Below are 18,914 nucleotides of genomic sequence, written 5' to 3' on the forward strand. Positions count from 1 at the left end.
AAGGAGGCAAGGGCGCGCCTTGGCAATCTGCAGATCTGTACCTTCACGCCGACAGTTCGTGCCAGGCGCGGCGAAGCCTCCCTTGCCGCCTGCCGCTCGCAAGCGGCACCCAAAAAGGGAAATGCCGGCTCAATGAGCCGGCCGGCGATCGTGCGGGTCGAATTCGTGAATGATGTCGAGATCGTCGTCGGCGTCGATTTCGTCGCTGACGACGACGCCGAATTCATCGCCGGACCTGAACAGCGTCACCGGGACCATGAGGGTGCGGGCAAGTGCGAAAGCCTGAGACTGAGCGAGTGCAAGATCCTGTGCCATGTGAGAAACCTCCGTCCGGAGCAGGCCGATCCCGCTCGATGGCTCCTCGAAGGACCGGGGACGGTCGCGATCACCGCGAAGGCAAAGCCGAGTGGCGGCAGCTTGCTAGCCGACCCCGACAGAGGGTTGATCGACGCAGATCCGGACCTGGTCCAGGACGCCATCATCTGAGAGCGGGATTGGTTTGCTTCGGATGGCCGGGTGGAGTTCCGGCACAGTTGCTCGCTCGCGGCACAGCTATCGCCCGAGTGTTCTCCATTTTCCGTCATGCAGCTGTTCAGCCGCGACCGGCGGCTTCCTGATCGGCGATGGCCTTGAGGACCTCGAAGTCCATCGCGGCGCGCGGCTCGATGCGGGCGACTTCGCTGGCGACCTTGGCCCAATGCCAGGATTCGGCAACGTTTCTCTGCGCCCGGCTGCGTGCAGCTCTCGGCTGCGCTTCATAACAGGCATTGACCGGATCGGTTGCTGCCAATTGCCTGGCGTCTTCCTGCCAGCGGCGGCGGATTTTGCGGCGGCGTTCGATCCATTTGCCACAGTAATCCGATCATCGCCGACCCCGCCGCGACGCCAGAAGATCCGATTGGGGTATCCAGATCGCAGACGCGTCGTCGCCGAACGGCACGGCGGTTCCCTCGAAAACGCATATGCCGACCCACGCGCAGATGACCGCGTCGAGCATGTCTTCAAACGCCTTCAACTGCCATGATGGAGCCTCGAATTGGGGTAGCCGCAATATCTCGGATGCGCCTTTTATTTCCAGGTCGAGGCTGGCGACGATCGCACGCCAGGTTTCGAAGAGTTTGTTGCGCCGGCTGACGGGGGTTTCCATTGGCCAATAGTTGCGCGTCTTCGCCTGCTTGTAAGGCAGCCGCTTTTCGGCGCGCATCAGTTCGACCAGGGCGGGATGCGGGTAGACTTCCAATAGGCCCGGCGCGCTAACCTCTCTCGTCAACAGTCCGTACCCGCGGTGCCCGAAGCCGCTCCTGAAGTCGTTGCTGATCTTGCCGGGCCTACTCGCACTCGGTGTGTGGGTGCTGCAGTGACGGGCGCCGTAAGCTGCCGAAACCAGATTGTCCGACACGCGCCGCGCTGCGATCGGCTCACGAGACAGAGGCATATCCACAGCAACGAGATCGACAGGCGCTCCAGCGATTTTTCCAGCTGCGGCGAGAAGAGCCACGGGTTCTGCGATCGAACCTGAAGGGCGGAACGTGGAGATCAGCCCCTCGTCGGCATGGGCCAGGAGGTGACGATAGGACGGTCCCGCGAAGATCAGGCGCCAATCGTCGCCCATGGAGGAAACCAGCGCGACACCGCTCGGCTGTGTCGACGTCCAGGCCGCATCAATGCCCACAATGGTCGTCATCGCCTCCCGACTATTCAAGCCGCCCGGAAGCGATCGAACGCCGTCAAATATTTGACGGGCAGGTCGGCGTCCCAGCGATAGATCTCTGTCCGAAGGAAATGCAGTTCCTCGTCGTGCTTCTCTTCCGGTAGTTCAACCCACCAGGATTTCGGGCGCCCGTCGGAGCCGTCCGACCAGCGGTAGCCGCGCGCCTTGAGATGATCCTTCATGTCGAATGGGGAATTCTCCGCATAAATACGGACCCGTGACCGCTGGCTGGCTTGATAGAGCTCCGCAAATGGCGTCGCGGTGGAATCAAGCGGTGTCTGCCCGAGCACTTCCAACAGCGCGAAACAATCGTCGACAGCACGATGCCCGTCGTGAAAATATCCTGACTGCCCAGTCAGGTAACCGAGCTTGCTTCCCTCGAAGCCACGTGCCGCCCAGTCGATCTCGGAAACCGAACAAGCCCATGCCTTGTTGCAAAACATCGGCGAGAAGGCTTCGCAAAAGGGCCGATCGAAACCGGCGTTGTGAGCAATGATCATGTCGGCCGGCTCGATGAGGGATTTGAGGCGGGTAACGTCGATCACCTGACCGGCGACCATGTCATCGGTGATGCCGGTCAGGCGTATGATGTCGGCCGGAATGGGAACGGTTGGCTGCTGAAGTCCCCCATAAACGCCGGTGACATCGCCAATCTCGCCCGCGTCACTGAAGGTGAAGGCGATTACGCCGATTTCGATGATTTCGTCGGTGCGGTAATTGAGGCCTGTGGTTTCGGTGTCGAGGATCACGCCCTGCCGTGGAAATTCGGGCCGAGCACGCTCAACAACTGATCGGGGCGAGAGCCTTCGCAGAAAGCGATAGTTGCCGGTCGCTTCCAGATGGCAGGCCATGGCCTCGTCATCCGAACCGAAGCCGCCCTGCCCCCTTCCAGCAACAGCCTGCGGTTTGGTCACCTTCGTGGTAGCCGGCAAAACAGCAGCTGCAAAGAAGTCGAGTTGCGAGGTCATTGTATTCCGATCCGATTGCGGCATGGCCGGCGCACAATACGCATCGGCATAGGCGCAAGCAACGACGCCCCCGATCGGGTGCACGTCGCACGGAGCCTGCGGTCGAGGAACTGCGGACAAGCACTATTCAAAGCAAAGAACTACTTTGGGTACTGACGTCGAAATCGTAGGATGCCGAACAACGATTTGACGCTTTTGAGAACAGCCATGAACAATCAGCCGCAACAGCCGATCCGAGAACATCATTTTTATGTCTCAACCGCGAAATTCCTGTTCCACCACCCTCAACACGGCATTGTGGCTGTCCGCGATCCGATACGACTGACGGACGCTAAACGGTATGGGCTGTGCCCCATCGCACTTTACGGGCTCACCGTTGCCGGCCTACCAATCCGCTGGTTGACATTCTCCACGATGGAGAAGCGCAAATCATTGCGCGACGTGCTGCTGACGGCATGGGGAAACGCCGAGGGTTTACGCGGCCTGCCAGATGTTTTGCGTGTAAACCGCTACGTGGAACGGGCCGACCCATCATTGGCGAGGGATATTGCCAAGTTCGGGATCCGGCTTGAGGTTGCCGACCCCAAGGACAAAGCGGCTCCGGCATCGTTACGCTCGGCTCACGATGCCTCTCTGTGGTTGTCGAAAAGGCATAATCCGGTCGACCTGTCTGTGGCCACGTCCGTCGAAGCCCTTTGTCGTGATGCACATGACGATCACGATTGGCGGGCAGTCAGCGGCCCTCGCGGGCTTGGCAATCGAAAAATCGAGGACAACATCGAGCGGTGGCTGGGACTGCCGATGCGACCCCCGGCAGACATTCTTCCCGATAACGTGGAGTGGGAAGCCGGTCCATGGCTGTCGTCCTGGGAAACCTCACTCCCACCCGATCGGCCGCGCTATTTCAAACACGACGGATTTACCGGCAGGATGTGGCTGTATTCGGGAGAGGACCCATCGGAAGACGTCGATGACGATGACGACATCCCAGCCTACGACGAGTATGACAACGTAGCGGAAGTCGCCAAGAACCTGGTCGCCTGCTGGCCCAATCCGCCGAAGGAGATCGCTGCGGCCACTGGAATCACCCTGCGCCAGCTCCAGTGGTTTATCTCGGAGCGTTCCACCCTCGACAGGTCGGCGCGCTTCGACCTCGAACGCCTGTTGGGCATCGAATACGACGAACGGATGGGCGGCTACACGCCTGCGGGGCCCTATGTCCTTATCGCCAGGAAGGCTCAGGCGCTCGAAGCGGTCTATCAGGAGATTTCCGGCGGCGGTGATGCCTGTCCTTGCGAACTCGTTCCCGCCCAGGGACAGGCCGACCCGAGCTGGAGATACGTCTTGATCAATGCGTTTGGGACGCCGCCGACCCTTGTCATGGCGCCCCGTGGCGAGGCGATCACGGACCGCCTTCCCGACCTGATCATGAACTACGAGGGCATCCGGCCGGTTTCGTCGGCCTTTTATCGCGACGTGGTCACGACCTGCGCCCGCGCTTGCCTGACACCTGGGGCCAATGCGCGGGAGATGCGGGATTTTGCAAAGCGCTACGAACGGGAATGGGTCGATTGCGCATGGCTGCCGGACTGAATTTGCTAGTAGTGCGTGAGCCCTGATGTCTGATCGCGTTCAAACATACCGGCCTGGATTCTTTGCACGGTTCCTTCCTCAAGGAAAATGGAAGATGACGCTGACCGCGTCCTCGCCCGCATCCATACGTCTTGGAGTCGGCGACGCTGTTAAACTTCCCTGTCTGGATGTCGTCGCCATTTCCGTGTGCAAGGCATTGCTATGGCACACCGTCGAAGTCCGGTCGCGCGATCGGATCGATAACCTGTCCTGCCTTGGAGAAGAAGCCGCCACACAGTTGGCGGCCGATCTACACAGCTTCATCAACAACCACCTCTTCGCATTGATCGGCGCAGACATTAGTCGATTGAGCGAGGTGGATACCAAACTGCGGGCGATCATTGAGGGTAACCGACAATATCTGGCCCAAGCCGACCTCGGCCGGGTCATTGCGGGCGTGACCGGTGACGCCGCCGCAGCGCTCTCGCATCCTCTGTTCGATCTGGAACTGATGCCGGCCGCGCTGAAAGCAGCACTCCCCCCGTCCCTCGCCTTCATCACCGATCCGGATGTGCGTCATCGATACAATGACGCGTTCGTTTCGGCAGAACTGCCGAGATATCGCTCGTTCTTCGACAATCTGGATGACCGATCACTGTCCGACCAACAACGTCAGGCATGCATTCGCCTGGAGGACAACAATCTCTTGGTCGCCTCAGCCGGATCGGGAAAATCCGCCACGATGGTCGGCAAGGTCGCCTATGTCCTCGACAAGCAGCTCTATCGGCCGGAAGAGATTCTCGTGCTCGCCTTCAACAAGAGCGCCGCCGACGAGCTGCAAGAACGGATATGCAGGCAGCTCGCGATCGATCCGGGAAATCCGGAATGCAAAGTGACCACGTTTCATGCGCTGGGTCGCGGCATTATCGAAGAGGTCGAAGGTCGGCCGCCGCAACTTGCCGATTGGGTTGAGCACCCCGCCGGCGAAGCGAGAATCATCGAACGGATCATTGAGGAACTGCTGCGATCAGATGCAGAATTCACCGATCTCTGGGTCAACCTCCTCGTCCTTCATCCCAAGGCGGATATCCCGGTCGACGTGTTTGGTTCTGAGGCTGACTACGAGCGCTATCTTTCGGTGCGCCGGCGGAAAGGCAATGCGACCATCGGCACGATTGCCGGGATCCATGTGAAGTCGCTCCAGGAGCAGACGATCGTCAACTGGCTGTGGCTCAATTCCGTCGAGTTTGAGTACGAACGCCAGATTCCGATCGAAGAAAAAAACGGACAGATCCGGTACGTCCATCCCGACTTCTATTACCCCGCAAGCAAGACGATCCACGAGCACCTGGCTATCAATGCCGATGGCTCGTCACCCTTCACAGACTATGTCACCCATGCCGAAAACAAGCTGGCCGCCTACCGAAAGGCCGGGATGGACATCTTTCAAACCACCTCGGCGCAGGCGAATAATGGAACGCTGATTGCGGAGCTCGAGGCAGAGCTTGCAAAACGGCGCATTCCGCTCGAACGCAAAAGCTACACGGCGATCGTCAAAGCCCTCGAGCCTGTTGTCATCAAGCACTATCACAAGCTGATTGCCGTCTGCATCAAGCACATCCGCGCCAGCCACCTCACTCTGGACATGCTGCTGGAGCGGGCCAAATCGCTCCACGACCGGACCCGCGCCAGGGAGTTTGCGCAGGTCGTCTGGAAGATCACCGAGACCTATTCCCGGAAGCTGGAAGAAGCCGGCCGCATCGACTTCGACTCGATGATCGTCAATGCCACGCAGTTCGTGGAGACCGGGCAGTATAAGAGCCCCTATTCCCTGATCCTCGTCGACGAGTTCCAGGATATTTCCGAGCCGCGCGCCAAGCTGATCAAGGCGCTGAAGCACCAGAAGCCCTTCACCAAGCTGTTTGCCGTCGGCGACGACTGGCAATCGATCTATCGCTTCGCCGGATCGGACATTACGATCTTCACGCAGTTCGATGCGAATTTCGGGGCGAGCTGGCAAGGCCGTTTGGAGCAGACCTATCGCTGCAACCAGCTGATCGCCGAGACCGCCGCCAGCTTCGTGCAGCGGAACTCCGCCCAATTGAAAAAGTCGGTGCGCTCGACACGTCCGGCGATTGCGCGATCGATCCGGGTCGTTCCGATCGATGGTGATCGAGACAAGCCAGATTTCACGGACGCCTGTCACCGACTGCTGAAGCGGCTCGACATCTTCCTTGGCGGGATTTCAGGGCAATGGCGGAGCGACGGGCGCGAGAAGCTCAAGGTCATGGTGCTGTGGCGCTACAACCAGCTTGAACCGTTCAGGGGATCCGTGCCAAGATTCGACAACATCGAGGTTTCTGGACTGTCCTTCCATCGCGCCAAGGGGCTTGAAGCCGACTATACGATCCTGCTTGATGTCAGCGAAGGTGATTACGGGGTGCCAAGCCGGATCGAGGACGACGAGCTGCTCAACCTGGTCATGCCGCAGCCTGAAATGTTTGAGTATGCCGAGGAGCGCCGCCTATTCTACGTTGCGTTGACACGCGCAAGTCGTGGCGTGTTCCTGCTCACGAACAGCCGTGACCCATCCAGATATATCCGGGAGCTTTCGGAAATCGCCGGGGAAAATCTGCGTTTCGAGACCGTCGATGGCGGTCCGCTGCATCAATGTCCCGCATGCCGCGTAGGTCAATTAGTCGAGAGGAATGGTCGCAACAACAGCCGCTTTCTGGGGTGCAACCAGTATCCCGGCTGTGACCACACGCAGCAACTTAATCGACGAAGCGCCGAATGACCGGGTCTACGTTGCCTGCACGGCTGCGCGACGCCTGCAGTCGCTCTCCCAGAGGTTGATCGTGTCGCCCGGAAACAATTGCTCTACCGGCGCCAGGTCGCACGATACCGAACGCGTTTCGCGTCGAAAGTTATGCGCCCGGATTCCGGTCCAGAAAAGCGCCAATGCCCTGTCGGCGGTAAAAATGGCAGGATGCTCCTTAGGAAACAACGCCAGAAGGTGAATCAAGATCTCAAGCGAACGAACATCCGCGAGCGCGTTGTACGCGTCCTGCTCAGAGTATCCTTCCCGAAACTTCAACATCCTCTTTGCGGGGCTGCCAGAGTTTGGAACCGCCACTGCACTCAGTGCCGCAAGGACGATGAGAGAATAGCGGGCCACACCGTAGCGATCGGCCGCATCCATCACATCGGTCCATCTCTTGTCGAAAAGCCTGCGGCTCGTAGGAGCAGTGAGGAAAGGCGCGAGATGAAGGAGGAAGTTGCGTTTTCGCTCAAACCCTGCCCGGGTGTCGTCGATCAGGCCCAGAGCGCCCCTCAGACTGTCGCTGCCGACAACGAGCTCTGCCGTCGGCAGCGCTTTGCGGAGAAAGGCCATCACCTCCGTCAGCTGCGCTTCCACAATCGGACGATCTGGAATACTCCGGTCATTGCCTTCGATCGCGTATAGAAGGGGGTTAAGTCGCACCTCCTGCCCGGCAAGCAAGTCCAGAAAGTCCTGGCCCGCGCCGATAACAGAGCCTTCCTCGAAACGTCCCTTGATCTGGCTGATGACATTTCTATCCGGCAGAACCGTAACGCCTGCATTGGCGAGCGCGAGACCAGACGGAAGCCACCCGCCACGCTGTAGGCTGATGACCATCGAACTATGAGTGCTATCGAGCACTGCGTTTCCGCGTGCCAGCCCATTGATCTCTACCCCTTCGATGTTCGTCTCAAGAATTCTAGCGAACCGCCAATTGAGCGGGACGGACAGAGGTTTATGCAGTTGCGCGCCTGCCAGCTCGTCGTAGTTCAGCGGTTCCAGCTCCAGGCCACCGACGCTCACGGAACGAGGCGGCTGACCGTCTTGCCCATCAAGCTCCACGAATTTCATGATAAGGCCTGCATTTGCGGGGTTGGGCGTGGACTTGTCAGACACGACCCCGGTCATCTACTCGCCGCCTCGAATTTTTCGAGCAGGCATGTCGCCAGGTTCGGGCCTTCCAGGTAAAGGCCGATTTCGTCCAGCGGGTTCTCCTCCAACCCCGATTGCGAGCCCCAGTTCAAGCTGCTGACGACGATATGGTCCTTGTCCCACGCCAGGAACTTGGCATGCAATTGCGGCTCTGGGACGCCGGTCAGCACGACGAGGCCATTCAGACGTTCGCGGTGTTCCGCGACATGCCCGCGTTTGACCGGCCCGGACCGCCGCGAGTAGTACACGCGCACGTCACTCAGTCGCCGGCCTGCGACCTCTGCGGGGTCGAACAGGGCCGGGACCATATTGGCTCCGACCTTGTTCGTACAGCAGATGAAACGCTCCTGGGCATCGTGCGCCGCAACTCGCAGAAGGCGCTCGTGGTCGTCGGCCCGAAGAATGGTGAGCCGGGCGGCCGGAGGAGCGGTTTCCGAAGCCGCTGAAAGTCGGCTACGCTGGCGCCGCAGTTCCGACGCCATGAACAGGAGCGTTTCCACGGATCGGCTGGCGCCGGAGAGTTTGGCGATGATCTCGCGGAGAAGATCCATCCCGGTCGCGACAGCGTTGTTTTCCCTGAGCTCCACTGAAACCTCGACAGCCGAAAATGGCGACGACAGCCAGTTGCAGGACCCCATGACCGCAATTGCGCCACCATCGCCGTCATCGGCGAGGATGAACTTTGCATGGCTGCCGACAGGCTCTCTCTGTACCAGCAGGTAGCCTCTCGTTTGCCGAACTGCCGATAGCCGAGTGTAGAGTTCCTGCATGGCTGCTGCATGCTTAGCGCGGTCGAGCGACGTTCCGAAGAACAGGTGGCATTTGACCCCGCGTCTGCAAGCCTGCTCCAGGGCCTGCCATATCCTCTCGCGCTTCTCTTTGCCTTTCTCATCTGACTGCGAGGCGACAAAAGTTGAAAGGACAAAGATATGGGACTTTGCAGCGCCCACGATTTGCTCGAAGCGCTGCAAGTGCTGTTCAGACCCAACGACAAGCTGGTCAGTGGCAAACGACGTGTTGATCACCACGGGCTGGCTGACTGGCGGTGCGGCGGTCGTCGGCAAGATGCCGGTTTTTATCGTCGCCGTTAGCGCTTCCACGAGCTGGTCACTTGCCCCCTGTGGCAGAATCCCGTCTTTCACATCATCGAGATTGAGAACGAGGAATTTTCGCTCCAGGAATGAACTGTTGGCCTCCACACCCCGAAGCCACTCCCCTGGGCGAAGTGTACCGGCTGTGAACTGGCTGACACGCTGCATCATAGAATAGTCCGTCTCCGGCACTTCGTCCGCGGGAAAAGCGACAATCGCTCCACTGGCCGGGAGCTTAGACACGGGAATCGTGTCCACATCTCGCGTCCTGAAGACCGATTGCCCGACCTTTTCATAGACGACACTGATACCGATTTCGCGGTCCGCGGTCCGTTCTGGAAGCGCGCGCCCGGCGCGAATGAAGCCATGCCCGACACTGCTTGTCGCGAGCACCGGCTGTGGTGAAAGCCGGACTTCAACGAGGCCGAATTGCATCAGACGGGCGACCGTTGAGCTCACAACCTGTCGCGGGATTTCCAGGTGTGCCGCAACGGCATCGATTGTTCCCGGATCGCGATCAAGCGACAGCAGCACCATTTCCTCGATAGGGCTCCAGCCCCACGTGCGCTGAACGATGCCCGGCGCACGATAATGCCATGCCGGAATGTAGATGTTGTTCATCGGGAGAGCTTCCCATTCTCATCGACCATGACGATGGAAGCGCCCATGTCACCCCCCGGAAACTCTGTCTCTGCAAGCCGCGCGATTCCGTCGAGCATCCTTCGCAAGAAGCCGAGCTCGTCGTTCAGCCCGTCCGGATCGATTCCGTTTACGGTATTGCTGATAAACCTCCGGCTGGTGGCAAGTATCAGCTTATGCTTGGCTCGACTGAGGAGAACATTTAGCCGCTGCGGATTTTTGATGAATCCCAGGGCTCGCGTGCCAACGAGCACGTTGTTTCGGACAAGGCTAGCGACGATCACGTCCGCCTCACCCCCCTGAAAACTGTCGCTCGTATAGAAGAACTTTCCATCTCCGCGCGGGCTGGCGAAGCCAAACAGGGTCTTCTCGGCCGTGTCGATCTCGGGTTTGAGCAAGCGCTCGAAATGACTAACTTGGGCGGAGTAGGGCGACAGCACCGCCAACGTTGGCCGACGCCCGTCTGCCGACACGATTGGTCGCAGCCTTTTCATGGCGCTCACGATCGCCGTTGCCTCGGACTCGTTGCGATACGAGCGCTTGATCTTCTGCTCGAATGCCCGGCGTTTGACGACACTCAACGAAGGCATGTCGAGGATGACGATAGGCGAAGCGGGGAACTCTTCGACAGTGTCCACTGCCTTCTTGCGCTGTTTCACGCGCTCCGACGAAACGAGTTCTCCTTTGTAAAAGGTATCGGAGACAAGCTCGCCGATTGCCGGGTGCATCCGGCTCTGTTCCCGTAGCGTGTTTGCGATCGAGCTCGGACGTTTCGTGTCCGCGGTTCTCAAGGCCTCTCGCTCGACGATTGATCGGAACGGCTCCTCAAGACGAGCGGCGATGGCGAGTACGTCGCTGAGCAAGAACTGGTCCGCCTTCAGCGCGTCGAGGGCGATTTCCACTTCGCCAGGCAGATCGGGAATAGCAGAAAGCTTTTCTTTGGCATCCCTCAACAGTTCGTTTGCCCGCTTGCCGTCGTAGAACTTTTGGCGTTCAACCACGTCGAAAGGCGATAATTGATTATGATCGCCGATCATAACCCGCCGGTTGCCGAGAAGAAGGGCGCCAATCAGTTCAGCACCGTTTGCACGCGCGGCTTCTTCGATGAAGACCCAGTCGAACTGTTCACCATCGGCAATCATTTCCTCGAGAACGTGGGATGAGGTGGTGGCCAAGGTGACATCGGACGAGCGAAGCATCAGATTGTCGGTGTCGCGCAAGGCGCGTTCGGCAACCGACTTTTCCGACCTGTCGACGGGATTGAGCGCCTGAGCGATCTGATGGAGCTGGCTTGCCATGACCGCCGCGCGCTCAGCGTCGGGCTTGGATACGGATCGCAACAAGACGACCGAGTTCCGACGCAAGGTGCTCTCTTCTTCGCTGACGCGAGATCGTTCGACGCGAACGACAATGTTCGATTGCTTCGGCAAGAACTTTCGAAGGTCGTCCTCCATATGGACGAGAGTCTCATGGTTCTGGGCAGACACCAGAATGCGGGCATCGGGCGTTTGATCGAGGATGCTTTTCACGAGATGTGAAATCAAAAAGGTTTTTCCCACACCAGGGGGACCGACGACGACATTGATCGACCTTCCCGCGACGATCGACTGCCAAGCCTCGATCTTCGAAGGCTCCATATCCGCATCTGCCGGCGGTGAACCTGGAACAGCAATGTCGCGCAGCATGTCGTCCATCGCCACCTGCGCCGGGTCATCCAACGCTCTTAGGAGCTCGACATTGGCCCTGGCCGCAACAATGTTCTGCAGCCGTCGCCTGATAGCGCGCTCGGTTCCGGTATCCTTGCGTGGCCGCAAATAAAGAGACTGCCCTGCCGGAACCGCCAGGTTCGTTGCAAAGGCGAACGCCAGTTTTCCATCGACCAGATTGCTTCCCTCATAGCTCAGTTCCGGCACTCGCTCACGGCCGGTTGCGAGTCTGGCCGACTTCGAAACGGTCCAATTCACCTTTCCGTCGTCATATTTGAGTTCGCGTCGCATTGCCTCCGCTGTGGGGCGCAATCCCATTATTTCGCGCTGATCGTCCCGTATCGAATCGTCGCGAGGTGCGAGCCACACCACGTTCTGCTCGCTGGCGGGCAACGAAAGAACTTCGACGGGATACAGACGAAACTGCTCCCTCAGCAGGGTAAATGCCTCAAGCAGGATCAGAGCGAACCACATCGGAACATCACTCGTTACCCCGGCTACTCGGACGCGTTCCGCGAAATCTCGCCATCGTCGTGCACCTGGACCAAGGTTGCGCACGCGCTCTTCGGCACTCGCGCGATTTCTCGCCAAATGCAAACGGTGAACGACATCCTCCGCGCCTTGTATCCAGTCGTTCGGTCGCCTTTTATGCGCCGACTCAATCATGCCAATCGCGTCGTGGACGATCTTCACGTTGTAGATCGCCAGATCAGTGAGAATGCGCAGGCTATCTTGACCGGCGGGGACAAGGCGAACCCCGGCGGAAAGCAGATCTTCCGCGACGAACTGCATGAGGGCAACGCCGTCATGCGCGGGTATCGTCCCGGACGACAGAGTCGGTAAATCGCTCTGGAGGGCGTTGCGCGAGGGGTAAAGGATGAGTTCTCCATCTGAACTTGACCCGACCCTGTCGAGTTCGGCGACAACTTCCCTCAACTCCCCGAGCACGATGCTGCCGTCAAAGAGCTGAAACTGCGGTGGGTTCGCCAAACGATCCAGCATTCGGCGTTCGATCGAGAGCAGCGAAGGGGAATTATCTCCGTCCACGCCGAGGATGGCAGCGGCCACTCCGGCAAGATCGATCCAATCCTGCCGAAATGAAATCGCGCCAGAAGCGCGCAGAAGATGGCCGGAGGCTCCAAGATTGCTGTCAGCAATGTGGACGCATGCTTCAAATCCCCCGAGACGATAGTCGTCGCTATCGTCTGAATGCGAGAAGATCGTATGGGTGCTCACACCGCCATGCACGATACCGGCATCGTGGCACAGGGTAAGCGCTTCCGCGATGCGGACGATATTGCGCCAGAAAACATTCCGGCTGGTACTCGCCAGAAAGCGGTTCTGTCGTGCTCTCCTTCTATGGGACGATCCGGAGATCGGGCTGCCGGGATCAACCATGACGATCGCGATTTCCTGCCCGTCCTCAACGACATCGAGTACTTCGACCAGGACTTCACGCGCCCGCCGTGAGGAGAGAACACGTCGAATTCGTCGCAATCCTCGAGTGATAATCGCCTTCAGGTCGTCATCCAGCGGCGTGCCGGTCTTTCTGAAGAGCCGCAGCAAATATCGCTCACCATCGTCGAGCCCGGTCGCGGATCGCAGGTCCGAATCCCAAGCACCGCTCACACGGGCGAGAGAGTCCTCGGCAAACGTAAACCGGGACTCCAGCGACAATTTTCTATGTTGTTTGACCGTATTGACTGTCGTCATGCCGTTCCAGCCCGCCCGATTTGCTTTTGACATAGCAGATTCGTCTGGTGGTTGCGTCGTCAATCCAATCTGAAGCTGGTATTCTCCCAAACATTGTGGCCCGTAGACTTAGCCAAGAACGCGCGTGTTCAATTCGGCATAGGATGGGAGGGCGGTGTCCCGACGTCCCGCGGCATAAAGCCTTCTGACACCATCTTCGATCGAGTCGACATCGGCTTCAAAAAGTTGCGGCATTACATCGATCAGCCTGGGAAGTTCGAAGATGCGGTAAGCAGCAAGTTGGGAGATTGCCATTTCTCGTACTGAACTGCTCGTCCAGTTGCCGCCTCCCGCCTTCCAAAAATGGCTTTGGTCGACGATGCCATTGATCCAAAGCCAGGGGGCGAGCCGCTGAACTCGATCCTCGGAAATTCCCCACATCGGAAAATAGTCGCGGGAAAAAATGACTTCAGACCCGTCCTTCAGTTTCCAGACTCCATAGGGGAGCCACAGGCGGGACGGGACGAAATCAGAAAGGGCGGTGCGCGGGGTCACGACCTCAAAATCCGCGCGTTCGCCAAGACCCGTGTCGAAATGCAGATAAGTCGGTCGGCCAGCGCGGCGAAGATACGCCGGCGTGTTGGTACCATAAGCCTTGTCTTTCACGACAGTCCCCGCCTTCCCCCCGCCCCGGGCGACCAAAAAGACGTCGCCGCCAGATCGAGGTTTGCAAGGTCATCTGCTCGTCAAGCGACAGAGGTGTTTCACGCAAAAGACGTGCCTTGGACACGGCGTACTGAACCTCGGCATAAGGAAGACCGAGAGCATAGGCTATCGAGAGAATGATATGCAGCGCATCATCGAAACCCACGTCGCCGGGCTGTGTTTGTCGATGATGATCGCAGCTGCAGGAAAGATCGTGCCAATCGCGGTAGCCCAGCACACGTGCGAGCGCTCTCATGCACATAGGAGAGCTGTAGATTGGTCGCGGCACGTACAAGATATTTGGCGGCCTGTTTTGACCGATCAAGGTCGGAAACGTGAATTCGCATGGAACCACTCCGGCGGTGCAATCTATGGCGTGTCCACTCGGCCCGTGCACCTTGGAAAGAGGTTCTTGCGGGTTGATGCAGTCGTTCCTGCCCTGAGGCTTCGCCTCTGTGGACGGCATGGCCGGAGAAGCCATGCGTTCAACGTAGGTGATTCGAGTCATTTGACCAATAAGGCGCGGTGAGCGCTTTGCGCGAAATAAGATATCGCCGTCCGACAGGGCCTCACGCACCGGACAGATCGGCCGGTCCCAGATAGGTGATGTCGATCCGACCGACGTCTTGAGCAACCTGAGCGCGCAACAGGCCCGCTCTCCCCGGGTTAAGCGCTGCCTGCAAATTGCCGAGCACTGCACCGTCGGCGGCGAACACCCGAGGCTGACCTCCCCAATGGTGAACCTGCACGGGGGTGCCCGGTGCTGGCGGCGCGCCGAGCCATGTGACGTTTGCCCAATATCTTCGATCAGCCCAGGTGCGGTTTTCAGGCGGCGTAAAACTCTGCACGAACTCCGTCCACATTGCCTTGGTCTCTGGCGTCGGCCAATCGGGCTGCGCACTCCAAGCCGAGACGGCTTCCGAACTTAGCCATTGCCGAAGCTCCTGGCCGGTGTGGAAGGCGGCGCCCGTGTCGACCACCGCCTTGATGGCGGCAAGCCTTGAATTGAAGCCGGCCTGGATGAGGATCGATGCGGAGCGATTTAGCGTGCCGGTTTCGACAGCAGGAACAGCGAGACCCAACTCATGGTCTTCGAGAAGAGCATCAAAGACGCCAACCGTGTCACCATTCGCGGCCGCGCGCACGCGGACCGCCTCCATGGCCCATGGTAGGCGATAAACCAGACCGCCCTCGATGAATTGAAGCGTTTCGGATTCCTGACCCGCCGCCACGCCGGCTAGCGGCTGACCCAAAAGCCATGCCCGCAGGATATCTCGCCAGTTTGCCGGCATGGGGTCGGGCGTGAAAGGAAAGAATGCGAAAACCCGCTCAGCAAGCGCCGTGATCGCTGCAATTGCGGCCTCTGCGTCACCTTCGAGGATCCCACCATTGGCCTGAATCAGTAGCAGGTTGGCCTCTGCCGCTATCGCATCCAAAGCATGCCCGGTCGTCAGTCCAACGCCTGCAAGGAAATAACCGCGTCGGCGCGCCGCCGTCGATTGGCTCCAAATAAGTCGGCCTCTGGACAGAAGGCCCGCCTTCAGAACCTGCTGGACCTGTTCATTCTGGCGCAGGATGCGCCTGTGCCAGAGGGACGACTGGAGGATGTCATCCAACGCCGCTTCGATGCTTTCGTCAGGAACGTCATTTTCGCCGATCAGGCTGAGGATCGCCGTGTCGAGGGTGGCGACATGCCGCTCCCAGTCCGCAAGCGCACGTTCCCGATCCTCCGGTTTCTCATTGGCGATCTCCGGGAAGGCCCAGGCCGCCGCATTGTTGAGTACATAGTCCACGAGCTGATTGAAATCGCCGCCGATACGCGCGTGCATCCGAGACAAGAGCGTCCAAACCAAAAGCGCGAGACCGCTTTCCATGTTTCGGGCACCGAGATCGTTGATGAGCTTCTCCCAGTTGCGCCGCTTCTTCACGATATCGTCGAACATAGGGAAGAGCACAATGCCTTCGACATCGACATAGGCTCGGCCGGCGCGACCGATGACGTTCTTGAATTCGGAAATCTCAATCATCTCCCCACTGCGGTGAAGCGAGTGCATCACGACCGCGGTTGCTGATAGGTTGAGCCCCTGCGCCAAGGTCGGCGAGGAGATGGTCACCTTGAGCACATTGTCTCGAAGCAGCCGTTCCACCTCTTTGCGGTAGGCTGTCGGCAGGGCGCCGTGATGCAGCGCGACGCCCAGGCGAAGGCACTTGAGAATCGCGCTGTTCGGGCCCAGCCACTCCTCTCCGAGCGCAATCGCGGTGTTGAGCACCGCTGGATCGGCTTCAAGCAGGGAACGCAACGCTCCACGCTCATGAAGATCGACGATCACGTCTGCGAACGGCTCAACACTCCGCCGCTCCGGGCAGAAGATCAAGACAGTCTGTCCATCGTCCGCCAGCCGCCATGCAGTCGCCAGGCAGAGCTCGCGTTGGTTGTCAGGGAAAAGACGGGTTCGGCGACGTTTTGGTGGGACCCACCTCGGGGGCTCGGCACCCGTGAGGAAGCGTGCCACCCATGGGCGCTCGTCGCCGACGCGCATGTTCAATCGGGCATTGGGCGAGGTCCATACCACTTCGCCAAACCGCAATCGGGTCGGGCGCCAGTCATTTTTAATCAGTCCGCCGGGGTGATCGCGTCGAAGCCAGGCTGCGAAGTCGTCGAGCTGATCCCCATCAGGTAAGATAGCTGACAGGCACACAATCCGACGCTGGTGTGCATCCGGACGTCGTAAGAGCCGCTGGATCTGGACTTCATAGCGAACCTCGCGCTCGTTGAGACCGATCATGTGCCCTTCATCGAAAACTAGCAGGCCGACGTCATCGAGAAGTGAGGGATCGTTACGTAGCGCGAAGTCAAGCTTCTCGGGTGTTGCCACCACGATGTCCCGCTCCCGGATTGCGTCCTCATCGAATCCGCTCACCCCGATGCTGCCGTAAAGCGCAGAAATCGTCTTGCCGAGCGGGCCGAAGCTTCTCTGCAGGGTCGTTTCCGTCTGAGCCGACAGGGCACGCAAAGGCGTGACAAAGACCACGCGCTTGCCGCCGGCAAGGCATCGTAGGATGCACAGCTCAGCGACGCGCGTCTTGCCAGCACTTGTAGGTAGCGAAACCACCAGGTCGTCAGACTGGTCGACGGCGCGCGCCGCGGCTTCGATCTGCGACGGCCAAAGGTCGATTTCCGATTTGTGGCGCCGTTGAAGTAACGCGATGAACAGCTCTCGAAGACGCGGCCAGTCGGCTGCTTCACCCCCCGCCGGCTGCAGTGGCACTCGCTCATGGAAGGTGCTTGACCACAGGTCCGACAGGAGATGGATCGCAATGCGATGAGCCCACCATTGCGGTAGCAGATTCAGTTCGCTGCAGACCGAGAGGCTCATTCGGAGCCGTTCCAGCGCCTGATCGAGCAATGGCCGTTCGCCCCGCTCCAGTGCGAGGAGGAACAGGGACATCGCTGCAAGAAAACCGTCGGTCAGTGCGGTATCCAGACCATCGAAGATGAATTCGTTGCCGCCGTCATCCAGGTCTGCTGCGGCCTCCGCCTGATCAAGTCCGGCCTGAATCGCGGCCGCAATCCGAGCATCGCTGCCATCGCCGGCAGCCCTGTAGTCGAAGACGACGGTTCGAAGAGCGCTCAAGTCCCTTTGCATCAACTGCGCGAGCACCCGTTCGATCAATGAGAAATTTTCGTCTGCACCAACGATCGCGAGCAGGGAATAGGCGCGGGCGGAAAGATGCGCAAGATGATAGCTCGCTGCCGCCATGACAAAATGGAAGTCGCGATCGATCTCGTCGGGATTCCCCTTTCCTATAACCGCCTCAAGGGCGGTCGCCGCCTGTTCGAAGGCGATGCGCGCTTGTGCGGCGTCCCCGCCGAGTTCACGCAGGCGAAGACCGAGACCGAGAAGTGCGTAACCATAGGAATGAAGGTCATAACTCAGTTGGGGAGCGAAGGCCGGTGCATCGGGAGGCAACACACCATCGCGCCAGATGATTGCTCTCGCCTGGCCGCGGGCGATCAGGCGGCCACGAAATCCCGCGGTTGCGGCTTCATTAATGTCGGCGATAATCGCTTCAGGCGTTGTTGGCATTGACGATCACCTGATCATAGACGGCGCCGATAAAGGCGGCATGGCCGTCGACGCGAAGTCCGATCCCCCATTGGTGAAACTCACCGGGGTAGGCTTGCAGCGAGGCGGTCAGCATGGCCTCCGGCGAGTTTCCGGAGAAGGTGAAAAGAAGGTGCTTCACGCTGGCGGGCGGAATTCCATGTTTCAGAAGCGCGTCGTCGATCGCATCGGCCAAGGGCTCGTTGCCGAGTTCGAGGAGACGGGCTGAAATGAACGAGAGAGCGTGGCCCGAAGGTAGCCCACTGTCCTTGTTCAGATTCTCGCGCGCTTGCGCGACCACCTGCGCGGTGAGGGTTGCCCGGCTCTTGGCCTCGGTTTTCAGGAACCGCAACTGCTGTGTGTCCGCATCCAGGAGTAGCGCGATGACATCCTCACCACGCATTGCCATGTTACGATGGTCTTTCCAACGCAATCTTTTGATCGGCGCGTGGTAGCCGCCGCTATGAGCGTCGATCCACTCGGTTGCGTAGATTTCACCAAGATCGCCCGAGCGAATGGCTTTGGTCGTCGGAAGCTTGCCCTCGATCAGAGCCGCAGCAGCAGGCTTTCCTAGTCGGCGGAGGGCTCGGGCGACGTGTTCTTCAGAAGCGTAATGGCGGGGAACAACGGTCGCTGTTGCTTGTATTCCCGTGCCGAGATCGGCCGCCCTGCCTGTTATCACTCTGCGAAAATGCGGTCCTACCTCACCATCGGCAGAATCGCACCAATCGTTGAACTGTACCATTCGCGC

At 59.4% G+C, this 18,914-nt stretch carries 12 protein-coding genes; 3 read left to right on the forward strand and 9 right to left on the reverse strand.

Features of this window, described 5'->3' with window-relative positions; genetic code table 11:
* Window positions 1–132 precede the first annotated feature (132 nt).
* Window positions 133–486: a hypothetical protein gene (locus tag AC1Q6Z_RS30010; protein ID WP_192321153.1), complete on the forward strand. Its 354-nt coding sequence runs from the start codon at window positions 133–135 to the stop codon at window positions 484–486.
* 106 nt (window positions 487–592) lie between these two features.
* Here the strand turns inward: AC1Q6Z_RS30010 and AC1Q6Z_RS30015 are convergent, their stop codons facing one another.
* The 3 genes from AC1Q6Z_RS30015 to AC1Q6Z_RS30025 all read right to left on the reverse strand — a co-directional run bounded on the left by AC1Q6Z_RS30015 (window position 593) and on the right by AC1Q6Z_RS30025 (window position 2,679).
* A complete protein-coding gene (locus tag AC1Q6Z_RS30015; RefSeq protein ID WP_246765506.1) occupies window positions 593–790 on the reverse strand; it encodes a hypothetical protein in 198 nt (65 codons plus the stop codon).
* 72 nt (window positions 791–862) lie between these two features.
* Window positions 863–1,684 carry a DUF429 domain-containing protein gene (locus tag AC1Q6Z_RS30020; RefSeq protein ID WP_192321155.1) on the reverse strand — a complete coding sequence of 274 codons (822 nt, stop codon included), beginning with the start codon at window positions 1,682–1,684 and terminating at the stop codon, window positions 863–865.
* 14 nt (window positions 1,685–1,698) lie between these two features.
* Window positions 1,699–2,679 (reverse strand): 3'-5' exonuclease, encoded by a 981-nt coding sequence (locus AC1Q6Z_RS30025; RefSeq protein ID WP_492650146.1) that lies wholly within the window; start codon window positions 2,677–2,679, stop codon window positions 1,699–1,701.
* A gap of 171 nt (window positions 2,680–2,850) precedes the next feature.
* On the opposite strand from AC1Q6Z_RS30025, the gene AC1Q6Z_RS30030 reads away from it, so the two are divergent.
* Window positions 2,851–4,272 (forward strand): hypothetical protein, encoded by a 1,422-nt coding sequence (locus tag AC1Q6Z_RS30030; RefSeq protein ID WP_271046328.1) that lies wholly within the window; start codon window positions 2,851–2,853, stop codon window positions 4,270–4,272.
* A 94-nt stretch (window positions 4,273–4,366) separates the two neighbouring features.
* Window positions 4,367–7,048 (forward strand): UvrD-helicase domain-containing protein, encoded by a 2,682-nt coding sequence (locus tag AC1Q6Z_RS30035; protein WP_271046329.1) that lies wholly within the window; start codon window positions 4,367–4,369, stop codon window positions 7,046–7,048.
* A 6-nt stretch (window positions 7,049–7,054) separates the two neighbouring features.
* On the opposite strand, the gene AC1Q6Z_RS30040 is transcribed toward AC1Q6Z_RS30035, so the two are convergent.
* The 6 genes from AC1Q6Z_RS30040 to AC1Q6Z_RS30065 all read right to left on the reverse strand — a co-directional run bounded on the left by AC1Q6Z_RS30040 (window position 7,055) and on the right by AC1Q6Z_RS30065 (window position 18,908).
* Window positions 7,055–8,200 (reverse strand): hypothetical protein, encoded by a 1,146-nt coding sequence (locus tag AC1Q6Z_RS30040; RefSeq protein ID WP_192321160.1) that lies wholly within the window; start codon window positions 8,198–8,200, stop codon window positions 7,055–7,057.
* Window positions 8,197–9,936, reverse strand: coding sequence for a phospholipase D-like domain-containing protein (locus tag AC1Q6Z_RS30045; protein ID WP_192321162.1), 1,740 nt, complete (start codon window positions 9,934–9,936; stop codon window positions 8,197–8,199). Before AC1Q6Z_RS30045 ends, AC1Q6Z_RS30040 begins: the two co-directional genes overlap by 4 nt.
* On the reverse strand, window positions 9,933–13,373 hold the full coding sequence (locus AC1Q6Z_RS30050; protein WP_192321284.1) for a DEAD/DEAH box helicase: 3,441 nt from the start codon (window positions 13,371–13,373) through the stop codon (window positions 9,933–9,935). The genes AC1Q6Z_RS30045 and AC1Q6Z_RS30050 overlap by 4 nt, the downstream gene beginning before the upstream one ends.
* A 108-nt stretch (window positions 13,374–13,481) precedes the next feature.
* Window positions 13,482–14,018 (reverse strand): hypothetical protein, encoded by a 537-nt coding sequence (locus tag AC1Q6Z_RS30055; protein WP_246765507.1) that lies wholly within the window; start codon window positions 14,016–14,018, stop codon window positions 13,482–13,484.
* A gap of 608 nt (window positions 14,019–14,626) precedes the next feature.
* Entirely contained in the window at window positions 14,627–18,145 is a 3,519-nt protein-coding gene (locus AC1Q6Z_RS30060) for a DEAD/DEAH box helicase (RefSeq protein ID WP_192321164.1), read from the reverse strand.
* Window positions 18,129–18,908, reverse strand: a complete 780-nt coding sequence (locus AC1Q6Z_RS30065) for a Hachiman antiphage defense system protein HamA (protein WP_192321166.1) — start codon at window positions 18,906–18,908, stop codon at window positions 18,129–18,131. Before AC1Q6Z_RS30065 ends, AC1Q6Z_RS30060 begins: the two co-directional genes overlap by 17 nt.
* Between the last annotated feature and the right edge of the window lie 6 nt (window positions 18,909–18,914).

It is taken from the genome of Shinella sp. GW835-FHT14H05, assembly GCF_058793575.1.

Bases quoted from the DNA above. Each gene is read 5' to 3' on its own strand.
- AC1Q6Z_RS30040 (WP_192321160.1), bottom strand. From the start codon at position 8,200: ATGACCGGGGTCGTGTCTGACAAGTCCACGCCCAACCCCGCAAATGCA.
- AC1Q6Z_RS30035 (WP_271046329.1), top strand. From the start codon at position 4,367: ATGACGCTGACCGCGTCCTCGCCCGCATCCATACGTCTTGGAGTCGGC.
- AC1Q6Z_RS30025 (WP_492650146.1), bottom strand. From the start codon at position 2,679: ATGACCTCGCAACTCGACTTCTTTGCAGCTGCTGTTTTGCCGGCTACC.
- AC1Q6Z_RS30010 (WP_192321153.1), top strand. From the start codon at position 133: ATGAGCCGGCCGGCGATCGTGCGGGTCGAATTCGTGAATGATGTCGAG.
- AC1Q6Z_RS30030 (WP_271046328.1), top strand. From the start codon at position 2,851: ATGCCGAACAACGATTTGACGCTTTTGAGAACAGCCATGAACAATCAG.
- AC1Q6Z_RS30065 (WP_192321166.1), bottom strand. From the start codon at position 18,908: ATGGTACAGTTCAACGATTGGTGCGATTCTGCCGATGGTGAGGTAGGA.
- AC1Q6Z_RS30060 (WP_192321164.1), bottom strand. From the start codon at position 18,145: ATGCCAACAACGCCTGAAGCGATTATCGCCGACATTAATGAAGCCGCA.
- AC1Q6Z_RS30045 (WP_192321162.1), bottom strand. From the start codon at position 9,936: ATGAACAACATCTACATTCCGGCATGGCATTATCGTGCGCCGGGCATC.
- AC1Q6Z_RS30050 (WP_192321284.1), bottom strand. From the start codon at position 13,373: ATGACGACAGTCAATACGGTCAAACAACATAGAAAATTGTCGCTGGAG.
- AC1Q6Z_RS30020 (WP_192321155.1), bottom strand. From the start codon at position 1,684: ATGACGACCATTGTGGGCATTGATGCGGCCTGGACGTCGACACAGCCG.